The organism is Emticicia sp. (assembly GCF_043780375.1).
In the GTDB taxonomy this organism is placed as follows: Bacteria; Bacteroidota; Bacteroidia; order Cytophagales; family Spirosomataceae; genus Emticicia.
This window is the reverse complement of record NZ_JAYWCU010000170.1, coordinates 17528-30918: the sequence shown is the minus strand read 5'-3', so window position 1 is coordinate 30918 and position 13391 is coordinate 17528. Positions and strand designations below refer to the sequence as shown.

Genomic DNA, 13391 nt, shown 5'->3' with positions numbered 1-13391 from the left:
TAACGGCTGCCAATTATCTACCCATTCATGTACTTCAAAAGCCCAAAGCTGGTTTATTATCAGGTATTTATGTCTATGCTTATTTTTCTAACAACATGGTATTTAAAGACGATTCCGTGGCTTTGAGAATGAATTTCAACTTTCATTTCAATAAAGAAAAAATGATTGACCGCATCATCACCTACTACGACACAACACCCATTATCGAGGTTTCAGAGAGCAACTATTTAAATGAAAAATAACCTTATTACAATTTTAACCATTGAAGCAGACATATTCTTATGTAATCATTGCTTCTAAAACGACTAATTCAAAACAAATTAATTCTTTTATATTCAAATTTCAATTATTAAAAAAATGAAAAGAATCTTATTTATCACGACAAGTCCTAATGGCGAAAATTCTTTTAGCAACAAATTATCAAACGCCATTCTTGAAAAGGTCACATTAACCTATCCTGATAGTAGTGTATCGAAACACAATTTAGCTCAAGAGCCACTTTCTCATATTGACGAAACAACTTTGGCAGCATTTTTTACCCCTGCCGAACACAGAAACGAAACGCTGAATAATGCAGTTAAAAATTCGGATAAAGCTATAAAGGAATTAATGGACGCCAACATCATTGTCATTGGTGTGCCTTTTTACAATTTTGGTATTCCTTCTACATTAAAGGCTTGGGTTGACCACATTTCAAGAGTAGGCTTCACCTTTCAATATGATGAAAATGGCATGCCAAGAGGTTTGGTAGAGAACAAAAAAGTGTATTTAGCCATTGCTTCGGGAGGGATTTATTCAGAAGGACCTATGAAGGCGTATGATTTTAACGACCCGTATTTAAGGGCAATTTTAGGCTTTTTGGGAATGACCGACGTTACAACTTTCCGTGTAGAAGGAACTGCCATTCCTGGAATGGGCGAGATGGCACTTTCAAAGGGATTGGCGACAGTCAATGAATTTGCTTTTTAGTATTTCGACCACTTTGCATTGAAATTTGTAACAAACTTAATAAAAAAAACAGCCATGGAAATTGATACATTCGTCCGCATTGGTGGGCATAAAAAAATTTGTCCAACGAGTATTTTGATGCTTAAAGCCGACATCAACTACACATATATCTATTTTATAGATGGTAGCTGCATACTCAGTTCTACTAACATCGGAATTTTAGAGAAACGTTTGAAAGAAAGTGATTTTTTCAGAAGCCATCGCTCTACCATTATCAACTTAAAATATGTGTCTGACTTTGAAGACAAAGACACTATTGGAAATTCTTCCAGCATCAGACTAATCAATGGAACAAAAATTCCCCTTTCACGCAGGAAAGCAGCAGTTTTTTTTAAAATTATTCAATAAACTAATTTCAATAACCCATCAATTATTGCATAAGAACATGGGTTGAATTCATTTAAAATCCTAAAATTCTATATCCAAATGAAAACAAGATTTACAAAAAACATTCTTAGTATCATTACAATTATATGTTTGCTGCTTAACTCCGAAACGAGTGTTGGTCAATGGGTTCAGCCACTAACCGCTACCTATGGTGATATGGGCACGCTTAAAGTAACCAGTTCGAGCGGTAGCGTGGCAGGAAATAACGCCTATTATGGTTCGATATATGCGGGCACAAATGATATTATTCAAGCAGCCAATAATGGTTGGATTGGCAACACTTTTAATTCAATTGCTCCAGGAGGTCGCTTTAAAGCTACGGCGGGTAAGCCCGTAACTATTTCTCTCGAATTTAATTTAAACGAATTTTTTCCTTGGTTGGGCTCAGCAATTACAAACACTGTCGCATTGCCGGGAGGAATAGGAAAAAATGAGCAAAATTACGCATACGATGCTTTCATAAGCATCCCATTTACTGAATTAATTAATAGTAGTCAGAAAACATACAAATACCAAGGCACTTATACTTTTACGAATGCTCGGTCACAAGCGTGGATAGTATTTGGTTTTGCAGTAATCCAAAATGGTGTCATACAATACTACACGATGGTTTTACCGTTTATTGTAGATGGCGTAAAAGAGCCAGGCATACCGATACCGCTGGTTTTGAATGATTCTGGTCAACCTCGTATCATTTCTCAACCTGCATTACCTATTACTGTACTTCATGCCCCTCCAGGCGACCAAAGTTATACCAAATTTGAAGTTAATAAAACATCTTGTCAATCGGCAGAAAATAGTATTACTGAAGGTTTGGCTAATACAGGTACTGGCTCAATAAAACTTGGCTTCAAGGGTAGCATTGGCTTTGTAGCAACGATTGATATTGAGGCTTATGTAGAATTTACGGCATCAGGAACAGAAGGTAACACAAATGTAAGGAAAAAAAACACTGAAACTTGCGTAAGCTCTACCACAGGTTTTGGAGCCACACCAGGCTCGGGTGAAGATATATTTTTGTGCGAGGGCTTAGATTATAATTATGCCATATACGACAATTTGGTTATAGGTCCTCCGCCCAATTATAGCACTTCTATCAAAAAAGGACTTGCAATGGTACCCGTTGATAATTCCAAAAGACTCAACTTATATACCCGTAGCAATATTATAGATCAAATAGAGCTGCGTAGGCTTGACACCCTCAACAACGCCCTTACCCTAAAACAGCGAATAGACGCTAAAAACCAATTGAATGTTTGGAAGCAACTCATAGCAATGAATGATGCCAATGTAGCCAACGCCACTATACCAAATCCCGATTATGGACAAATAAATTTATCGGGAGGGGCACCTTATTTAGATAGAACCACCAGTGTAAGCACCAGTCAAACCAATACTATTATTGTAGATAATTACATGGAGGCAAACGTTGGAATACAGGGTGTAGTAAACATTGGAGGTTCGGGTTTTTCGGCTGGGTATAATTTGCGAACCAGTAAAAGTTATGGGCAAACCAACAGCAGTACAAGCAGCATTACCAATACAATGACAATGCACTTGGAGGATAATGACGCTGGCGATTTATTAAGAATAAATATCTACCGTGACCCAATGTTTGGTACGCCACTATTTAAGCTGCAAAGTGGCAGTAGAACGAGTTGCCCCTTCGAAGGTGGTTATCAAAGAGAGCAACCACGATTAGAAATTGTTGGAATAGCTCAAAATAATATAGCTATCTCAAATATCACACTTGGTACACCAGCCGCTTTCCAAATGAAAGTGTGTAATAGTAATACAACGGAAGCACGTACTTATAAATTAGGTTTTGTTTCGCAATCAAATTCAAGCGATTTGCTGATTACTGCTGCGGGAAGCACTGGCTCAGAATTTGGAGCTTTCACAATTCCAGCCAATACTTGTCGAGTAGAAAACTATGATGTAAATATTTCGAGAAGGTATCCAACAAGTGATGTAAATTTTGCCAATCTTGAATTTAGGTTATATTCTGAATGTGAACCGAGCATCAAAGCAAGTGTTTTTGCCAGTGTCGGCTTTGCTGCCCCACCACCAGCCACGGGCGTTGTGGCAAGTGCCAATGAGATTTGTACGGGTACACCCGTAACGCTAACGGCAAGTTGTCCAGTCAGTACTACTCCAACTTGGTACACCGTGGCGGTTGGTGGTTTTCCTGCGGCAATTGGTAGTACCGTAATCGTCAATCCAAGTGTCAATACAACATATTTTGTAGGTTGCGAAACTGTCAATTATGTACGTGATAGAGTAGCTACAAAATTGGTTTTGGTTGGAACGCCTTCTACAGTTTTGAACTTGATAACTAACTTCACGACAAATTCGCTACAAATAGCAACTACAACACTTACGGCAAGTAATAAAATATTTTCACCTGCGAGTGTTACCTACAAAGCTGGAAATTCGCTAACATTCAGCCCTGGTTTTGAAGCAAAAAGTGGCACAAATTTTACGGCAAGGATTGGTGGGTGTTTGAATTAAGTAAAAGCTATATTTCCCCCTTATTTCGCCAATGATTTAAGGGGGGGGTAAAGCAAAGTTTTTTATAATTTACAAAATATAAACTTTAAGTCTGAAAATTAATCAAACGTCGATAACGGCATCAAAAAAAGTTTAGATACGCAAGCAAAAGGCACGGGTTTCAGCACGCAATTGGTTGATTTGCTAACTCAACAAATCGAGGGAAAATTGATACAGTAAGTAAAAAACGGAACAATGATTTCAATAAATTTAAAAAGGCAAATAGCGGCTTAAAAAATGAAAAGATTAATTTTACTATTTTTGATTAGCTCATTTATGGCTTTTGGTCAAAACGATGAAGAAATTATTGATAACAGAAATAATACAGTGCCAACCAATAGTGCAGGATTGGTAGCCTATTATAAATTTGATGAAAGTACAGGCACAAGCACGGCAGATGCTACGGGCAATCGTAATAATGGAACATTGGTAAATGCTCCAACTTGGCAAGTACCTTCTACTTCGCCCGTCAATGCAGTGGTGTGGTCGCCTGGGGGAGCAACAACGCCAAGTTTAGCAGTAACTAATGCAGGAACATATACTGCTACCATTACGAATGGCTATGGATGTACAAGCTCGGCAAGTATTTCAACAAGTTTCGCTTCTAATGCTGCCTTAGTAACACTCGTAAGCCCCACTGATGACATTTCAACGGACAATATTTTAAAAACAGCATCAATTGCAAATGGGAGAATAAACGCAACCAATAAAGTAACTGGAACAGCAAAAGTTACTTATAATGCCAAATCAATTCAGTTGGATGCTGGTTTTAAGGCAGATAACGGAACTGTATTTAATGCCGCCGTTGGAGGGTGTAATTGAAATGGCACTTCTTGATGAATATTTTTCAAATCGTCTGATAAATAAAACTCTGCTTTCGGACAGTTTTGAGGGTGTTTCGTCCTTGATACTTTCTTGAAGAAACAAATTTAATCGTAATTCAAACTAATGAACAGTCGCAATATTTTTATAAATAAACATGAAAACCAATAACCTCATTCACCTCGGCAGTAGAAAGAATATCTCGCCTGCTAACATTCTGATGCTCAAATCTGATATCAATTATACCATTATTTATCTGAATGATGGCAGCAAAATTATGTCTTCAACAACACTTGGTAAAATCGAAAAACGCTTGAAAGACTTTCAGTTTTTCAGACCTAATCGCTCCGTTATTTTCAATCTTGATTTTATGGCAGAATTTGAAGATAAAACTAAATCGGGCAATTATGGAAAGATTTTACTCAAAAACAATGAAAAAATAGCTCTTTCAAGACGAAAAAGTGAAGCGTTTCTAAAAATAATTCAATGAAAAATTAATGCCTTAATCATTCCCAAAATCATATTCCCATGAAAACTTCATTTAAAAAAAACATTTTCAGCATATTCGCAATTTTATTCTTTATGCTAAACTCCAAAACGAGTTTCGCTCAATGGGTTCAGCCACTTGGTACAAATGGTTTTGATGGCAGGCTTACAGTAACCAGTTCTGTAAGACACCTTCCTGAAAACGTTACTGTTATAATGCCTTATAAAAAACCTGCGAATAAAGAGCTTGAGTTAAACGAAAAAATCTTAAATGTTTGGATAAGTTCTTGTCGTATTGTTGTCGAACACGCTATTTCTGGGGTTGAAAGAATGAGATGTGTTTTAGACCAAATCAGACTTAGAACAACCGATATTTTGGATAAGGTTATGCTCATCGCATGTGGTTTACACAACATTAGGGTCAAGTCAAGAATCTAATTTTTATTATCGTAATAAGGTCTAATATTTCAAAACTTATTCTTCTATCAATCATGAAACCAAATTTTACAAAAATTCTTTACAGCATTATGATTACATTTTGCCTTGTCGTACAAGCCAATACGAGTTTTGCTCAATGGATAGCAGCCACTGAATTTTCTGGTATCTTTTCTAGCGAATATATTCAGATTACCAGTACTCAAGGTAGTGTCGGTAACTCAAATAATTATCGAGGTACTGCAGTGAATACCACTAATAATATTATTGATGCTGCAGGTTATATTTCATCAGCTTTTACAACAGTGCCAGTTGCCAATCAATTTAAAGCCACCGCAGGCAAACCAGTTACAATAACAATAGAATTTAATGCTTTGTATAATTACGACGGTTATTTATCAAAAATAAATAATGATGCCGCTTATTTGAGTGGAGGAATTGGTAAAAATGAGCAGCCCTATGCCTATGACCAATATATAACCATGCCTCAAACTTCGGTGGTTGACGCAAACGGGAGAAGATCTTATACATTTAGTGGTACATATACCTTTCCTTTAGGAAGAACTCAAGCATGGCTGGTATTTGGTTTTACAAGAAGTGTCAATCGTTCTGGTACTATTCAGTCAATTTATAATACAATTATTCTTCCTTTTGTAGTAGAGGGTGGCACAGTATCTTCAGTAGATTCTTTGGGCGTAACGACCGAACCGCAAGTGCCTTACATGGTGGTGCATAACCCTCCAGGTGATGGTAGCTCTACAACCATTACCAATACGGGCACTAAATGCCGTAGTTTTGATGAAGCTACCTCAAAAGACGAGAGTGGTACGATTACGGGTTCAGTAAAACTTGGTGTCAAAGGCTCAATTGGTTTTATAGCTACCGTAGATTATGAAATATACGCTCAATTATCTGCCAGTGCTACCATAGGAAGCATGGAAACCCGAACCACCTCCAAACAAACCTGCGTAACCATCAGTAATAGCCTAACTGCCCAAAGCAGTGGGAATGGGGCAAACAATGATGCATTATTTGTTGGCTATGGTGTCGATTTGGCATACGGTAAGGTCAGAAACGTGAGAATTATGAATGGACCGAGCGGTTATTACGTCAAAATAGATACCAGTTTAATTTATAGAGAAATTGAAGGAAGCAAAAAGCAATTTTTTCTTACTAAAAGTGGTATCATCAACGATATTGCCACGCAAACCGCTAAAATGAATAATACCAGTCTGTCCATAAAAGATCGAGCTACGGCCTTGTATCAAATTAATGTTTGGAAACAAGTCATTGCCAACGATAGCATCAATATCAACAATGCCGCTAATACATTTATTGAAAATTATGGCTATGACGCTCTTGCTGGTCCAATCACACATAGTACCTCTCTTGATTATAATTCTTCCAACACTATCAATGTAGAGCATTATGTAGAGGGTAGTGTCGGGCTTGATGTGGTAGTCAATGTAGGGGGTTCTGGTTTTGCAATTGGTGGTAAATTTTCTACCAGTAAACGTTTTGGGCAAGCTGTTTCTTCTACGGGTGGTATATCACAAAATATTAGCTATTCGCTTTATGACAATGATGCGGGTGATCATTTTGAAATGCGTGTTGTGAAAGACCCCGTTTACGGCACTCCGATATTTTTAACAAAACCAGGCACAAAGTCAAGCTGCCCCTTCGAAGGCGGCTACCAACGTGACCAACCATCCTTGAAATTTCAAGCCGTACCCAATGCTATTAGCTACACCGTTCCGAATGTGGCGGTTGGCACAACCTCACAATTTGGCATTAATCTTTGCAATAATTCTAACGAAACTCGCTCGTATAATTTGAGGTTTAACCCATTATCAAATGCCAATAACGCCATCATCTCTATTTCGGGAACTACTGGAAATACTGAATTTGGTGCATTTTCAATTCCTGCAAATTCCTGTCTTGCCAGTACTTATTTTGTGAATGTTACCCAACAAAATGTAGGTGCTTTGTCATCGCCAGATTTAAACTTGGAACTATATACTGCTTGCGACGGCAAGAGTACTTCGAATATTTTTGCTACTTGCAACTGGGGAAATTATGCCCTGCCAACGGATATTTCTACGGGTCAAATCAATATTTGTCAAGGGGCAGGTACTAATGTTTCATTGACTGCCACCTGTCCGCCTGGTATCGCTACTAATTGGTATTATTCGTTAACGGATATTACTCCTATTGGTACGGGTAGTCCTTTTGTACAATCACCCACGGTGAATAGTAATTATTTTGTCTCTTGTAATAGTGGGATATATAATTACAAAAGATTCCCAGCCAATTCTGTCAATGTCAATCCAATTCCTGCCGCACCAATTCTGACGGCGAGTGGTCCATTGCAATTTTGCTCGCCAGGGTCGGTTACACTAAAATCTTATGTGGCAAGCAATAACAATGCTTTGACTTTTGTGAAAACCAGTAATCAATACATTACCGTTCCTCATAGTGCGAGTATAAACTTAGGAACGAATTTTACGATGGAAGCATGGGTAAATTATTCAGGGGCAAATTCAACCATTGTTAATAAAGGTGATTATGATTTTTTGTGGCAACTAAACGCTAATAATACTAATAACTATAAAATGGGATATTTTGATAGAGCAACTAATGGTTGGAAATATTCAACGGGTATTGTTTTTGAAAATACTTGGACGCACGTAGCCATCTCATTAGGTAATGGCATACTCACTTTTTATATTAACGGAGTGGCATCAGGAACTGCGGCAGTTGCTTCGGCTTATCAAGATAACCTACCCATGTATATTGGCAGACAGGAAAACTCTTATTATGTCTGGAACAATTTTAACGGAACAATGGATGAGTTGAGATTATGGAATTACACCCGAACACCGAGCCAAATTTTAGCCAATATGAATTCCGTACCTGCCAATACTTTCGGAATAGTGGCTTATTATAAATTTGATGAAACTACGGGTACAACCATCACTGATGCCTCTGGGAATAATAATACAGGAACATTTGTGAATACCCCTACTCGACAAATACCTTCGTCAATGCCATCAAATATAGCCAATGCATTCTGGACACCGAGCAATACGACCACCTCAAGTATAACCGCCACGAGTTCAGGCACATACAGGGCTACATTGACAAATGGTTTTGGATGTACCAATTCGGCAAATATGATTGTAAGCGTTGGGTCAAATGCTGCTGCTGAAATTTTGTCAAGTCCCACCGATGATTTTGTTTCGGGACCAATTTTGAGAACTGCTTCGAGCGTAAATGGAAAAATAACGGCTACTAACAAATTAACAAGCACTGCCAAAGTTGATTACCGAGCAAAATCTATTGAATTAAAAGCGGGTTTTAAAGCCGATAGTGGAACGGTTTTTAGTGCGGCAGTTGGTGGGTGTAATTGACAGACACTGCAAAACGAATATTTATCAAATCGTATGATAAATAAAACACTGCTTTCGGACAGTTTTGAGGGCTGTTCGTCCTTGATACTTTTTTGATGAAACAAATTTAATCGTAATTCAAACTAAGAACAGCCGCAATATTTTTAATAATTATCATGAAAACCATTAACCTCATTCACCTCGGCAGTAGAAAGAATATCTCGCCAGCCAACATTCTAATGCTCAAATCTGACATCAATTATACCATCATTTATTTGGATGATGGTAGCAAAATTATGTCTTCAACAACAATGGGCAAAATCGAAAAACGTTTGAAAGACTTTCAGTTTTTCAGACCTAATCGCTCAATTATTTTCAATCTTGAATTTATGGCTGACTATGAAGATAAAGCCCAATCGGGCAGTTATGGAAATATTTTGCTCAAAAACAACGAGAAAATTGCTCTTTCAAGAAGAAAAAGCGAGGCTTTTTTGAAAATTATTCAGTGAAAATTCAACATTAAATTCATTCACAAAAAAATATTTACAATGAAAACTTATTTTACAAAAAGCATTCTTAGCATAATTACAATTATATGTTTGCTGCTTAACTCCGAAACGAGTTTAGCTCAATGGATACAGCCACTCGGTAATAATGGGGCGGTTGGCACACTCAAAGTAACCAGCTCGGGCGGTAGCGTAGCAGGAAATAACGCTTATTATGGCTCAGCCCCCTTCGGTACTAACGATATTATACAAGCCGCCAACAATGGTTGGATAGCCAACACTTTAAATGCCAATGGCCCATATTCTCGTTTCAAAGCCACAGCTGGCAAACCCGTTACGATTAGTGTTGAATTTAATCTGAATATGTATGCACCATATTTTGACTCGCACATTACCAATTACCAGAATCTATCAGGAGGAATAGGAAAAAATGAGCAAAATTATGCTTATGATGCCTATATCAACCTACCTTTTGTCGAATTTATTAATGAACCCAGAACTTACAAATATCAAGGCACTTATACTTTTACAAACGCTCGTTCGGAAGCATGGTTAGTATTTGGTTTTGAAATTCAACAAAATAACGGTCTGCAACAATACACGATGATATTACCTTTCATCGTAGATGGTGTAAAAGAGCCAAATGTACCATTGGTTTTGAATGGTTCAGGGCAACCACGAATCATTACACAACCTTCGCTACCTGTTACTGTACTACATGCTCCTCCGGGCGACCAAAGTTTTAGCAAATTTGAAATTAACAAAACCTCTTGCCAAAGAGTGGAAAATAGTATTACTGAAAGTTTAGCCAATACAGGTAGTGGTTCAGTTAAACTTGGTTTCAAAGGTAGCATAGGGTTTGTAGCCACGATTGACATCGAAGCTTATGTAGAGCTTACAGCATCTGTAACGGCAGGAAGCTCTAATGTAAAGATAAAAAATACTGAAACCTGTATATCCTCCACGACTGGCTTTGGTGCAACACCTGGTTCGGGTGAAGATATATTTATATGTGAAGGACTCGACTTTAATTATGCCGTCTATGATTTATTGGTCATTGACCCGCCCTCCAATTACAGCACTTATGTAAAAAAGGGGCTTGCTATGGTACCAGTTGATAACTCCAAAAGGCTCAATTTCTTTACTCGTAGCGGTATTATAAATGAAATTAATACCCTTGCCTTAGATACCCTTAATAACACCCTTAGCCTAAAACAACGAATAGATGCCAAAAATCAATTGAGTGTTTGGAAGCAACTTATAGCCATCAATGATGCCAATGTTGCCAATGCAACTATACCAAATCCCGATTATGGCTTAATAAATCTATCAGGTGGAGCTCCATATTTCGATAGAACCACCAGCGTAAGTACCAGCCAAACCAATACAATTATAGTAGATAATTATATTGAAGGGAACATTGGTGTACAAGCCGTAGTAAATATTGGAGGCTCAGGTTTTTCACTTGGCTATAATTTACGCACCAGCAAAAGTTATGGACAAACCAATAGTACCACAAGCAGCAATACCCAAACCATGACCATGCACTTAGAAGACAACGATACAGGTGATTTGCTTAGAATAAATGTTTATCGTGACCCAATGTTTGGGACGCCTTTATTTAAGTTGCAAAGTGGTAGTAGAACTTCTTGCCCTTACGAAGGTGGTTACCAAAGAGACCAACCCCGCATAGAAATCGTAGGTACAGCTCAAAATAACATCACGATTCCGAATGTAACTTTAGGAACACCCGCTTCGTTCCAAATCAAACTTTGTAATAATAATACTACCGAAGAACGTACTTACAATTTGGGCTTTGTTCCGCAGACAAATTTAAACGATTTATTGATTTCAGCCGCAGGAAGTTCTGGCTCTCAATTTGGTCCTTTCACAGTTCCTGCCAATAGTTGTAAAGTACAAAACTATGATGTAAATATTGCCAGAAGATTTCCATCAAGTGGTGTAAATTTTTCAAACCTCGAACTTGAATTCTTCGCAGCTTGTGAACCAAGCATAAAATCAAGTATTATTGCCAATGTCAGTTTTGCTGCCCCGCCAGCAGCAGTTGTAAATGCTAATAACACTGCTGTTTGCTCTGGTTCACCAGTTACACTAACAGCAACTTGCCCAGTCAATTATACCACAAATTGGTATACCTCATTCACGGGCGGTTTTGTAGTGGCGAGTGGAAGTAGCGTAAGTTTAAGCCCAATTGACAACACTGTATATTATGTAGGTTGCGAAAGTACGAATCACGTACCTCCAAGAGTGGCGAGTAAATTGGTTTTGGTCGGTACGCCTTCTACGGTTTTGAATTTAACTTCAAATTTTACAACAAGCACTTTTCAAATAGCCAATACAACCATTACGGCAAATAATAAAATATTTTCGCCAGCAACTGTTACTTATAAAGCAGGAAATTCCTTGACGTTTAACCCAGGTTTTGAAGCAAAAAGTGGCAGTAATTTTATGGCGAGGATTGGTGGGTGTAATAATTGACCGTATAATAAAAAAATACGCAAAAACCCCTTATTTCGTCAATATTTTAGGGGTTTTTTGTTTGGAATTAGGGAAATTTATTTGATTTGCATAATCAAACCCTTTTATAATTTTCTACATGACGGTTCTCATTTCAACGCAATTTTGAACAAATTCGGATTAAACACGACCGAATTATAGTCCCCTGCAACAATAGACTAAGTTTTGACCAAATAAACTAAGTAATTGGTCAAATACACCAACAACTTCTATTTTGAGCTAATTACCTTTGAATCAATTACTTAAAACTTTTTTTAACCCAAACTGATAAAAAAAAATGAAAAATGCCCAAAAATTTATCCTTCTCGCTGCCTTATTATTTGGCAACCTTTCGCTTCTCGCTCAAACCCCAGAGCCTATGTTTTTCATCGTTGAAACAATGAAAAGTACACCCAACAAAAGTGCTGAGTATGAAAAAAATGAAAGAGAAATTTGGAAAAAACTTCATCAAGAAAGAATCAAAAGAGGTTTAATTGTTTCTTGGAATCTGTATGCAGTAAGATATCCAAGCGGCTCAAATGTAGCTTATGACTACGTAACGGTTACGGTGATTCAAGGATTAAAAAAGGTAGAAAATCCTTGGGGAACGATGTTTACAGATGCTGAAAAATTGCTCACAAAAGAGGAATACACAAAAGCTATGGCTATTGGAGACCTACGAAATCTAACAACTTCGACAGTTTATTATGGAAATGATTTTATTATGGCCGACCCCAAAGCCACTACCCCATCAAAATATCAAATGATAAACATGATGAAAATAAAAAATGATAAGTGGGACGATGCTATGAATATGGAAACAAAAATCGTGAAACCGATGCACGTAGAAATGATGAAAAAGGGTGGCAAAGCTGCTTGGGGACTTTATACACAAATGCTACCTTCGGGTGAAAACCAAGCATCCGACTACGTTACATCAGATTTTTATAACACTTGGGAAGACATGGACAAAGAGGGTGATTTCAAAAAAGCTTTGGCAAAGGTACATCCAGGTATGTCGGCTGTGGCTTATGACAAGAAAATTAGCGATGCTCGACGCTTAGCCAATCGTGAATTATGGGAACTAATTGATTTTGCAAAATAAAAACAAAAGCTGACAGGGGTTTAAAACCCTGTCAGCTTTTAAACTCAATGAATTCAAAACAACTACTATGCATAGTGAAATTTCTTTCAATTAAGCCAAAACTATGAAACGAATAGATTTTATCAAAAATATGGCACTTTCTGCCACAGTTGTATCTCTAACCAAACCCCTGCACCACTTGACTAA

General features: G+C 37.6%; 11 protein-coding genes. All 11 read left to right on the top strand.

Going from position 1 to position 13391, the window contains the following annotated elements; translation table 11 throughout:
- A partial coding sequence (locus ACH2CJ_RS13495; RefSeq protein WP_394993406.1) for a hypothetical protein occupies positions 1-242 on the top strand: 242 nt, incomplete at its 5' end.
- Between the two features lie 115 nt (positions 243-357).
- Entirely contained in the window at positions 358-969 is a 612-nt protein-coding gene (locus ACH2CJ_RS13490; RefSeq protein WP_394993404.1) for an FMN-dependent NADH-azoreductase, read from the top strand.
- Positions 970-1023: 54 nt separating this feature from the next.
- On the top strand, positions 1024-1356 hold the full coding sequence (locus ACH2CJ_RS13485) for a LytR/AlgR family response regulator transcription factor (RefSeq protein ID WP_394993402.1): 333 nt from the start codon (positions 1024-1026) through the stop codon (positions 1354-1356).
- 78 nt (positions 1357-1434) lie between these two features.
- Positions 1435-3906 carry a 3-coathanger stack domain-containing protein gene (locus ACH2CJ_RS13480; RefSeq protein ID WP_394993401.1) on the top strand — a complete coding sequence of 824 codons (2472 nt, stop codon included), beginning with the start codon at positions 1435-1437 and terminating at the stop codon, positions 3904-3906.
- A 276-nt stretch (positions 3907-4182) separates the two neighbouring features.
- Positions 4183-4767: a 3-coathanger stack domain-containing protein gene (locus tag ACH2CJ_RS13475; protein ID WP_394993400.1), complete on the top strand. Its 585-nt coding sequence runs from the start codon at positions 4183-4185 to the stop codon at positions 4765-4767.
- 157 nt (positions 4768-4924) lie between these two features.
- Complete coding sequence (locus ACH2CJ_RS13470) at positions 4925-5257, top strand: LytR/AlgR family response regulator transcription factor (protein WP_394993399.1); 333 nt, start codon at positions 4925-4927, stop codon at positions 5255-5257.
- A 92-nt stretch (positions 5258-5349) separates the two neighbouring features.
- A complete protein-coding gene (locus ACH2CJ_RS13465) occupies positions 5350-5691 on the top strand; it encodes a transposase family protein (RefSeq protein ID WP_394993397.1) in 342 nt (113 codons plus the stop codon).
- 53 nt (positions 5692-5744) lie between these two features.
- Entirely contained in the window at positions 5745-9098 is a 3354-nt protein-coding gene (locus ACH2CJ_RS13460) for a LamG-like jellyroll fold domain-containing protein (RefSeq protein WP_394993396.1), read from the top strand.
- A gap of 155 nt (positions 9099-9253) precedes the next feature.
- Positions 9254-9586 (top strand): LytR/AlgR family response regulator transcription factor, encoded by a 333-nt coding sequence (locus ACH2CJ_RS13455; protein WP_394993395.1) that lies wholly within the window; start codon positions 9254-9256, stop codon positions 9584-9586.
- 39 nt (positions 9587-9625) lie between these two features.
- Complete coding sequence (locus ACH2CJ_RS13450; RefSeq protein WP_394993393.1) at positions 9626-12082, top strand: 3-coathanger stack domain-containing protein; 2457 nt, start codon at positions 9626-9628, stop codon at positions 12080-12082.
- A 316-nt stretch (positions 12083-12398) separates the two neighbouring features.
- Positions 12399-13205: a hypothetical protein gene (locus tag ACH2CJ_RS13445; RefSeq protein WP_394993391.1), complete on the top strand. Its 807-nt coding sequence runs from the start codon at positions 12399-12401 to the stop codon at positions 13203-13205.
- Positions 13206-13391 lie beyond the last annotated feature (186 nt).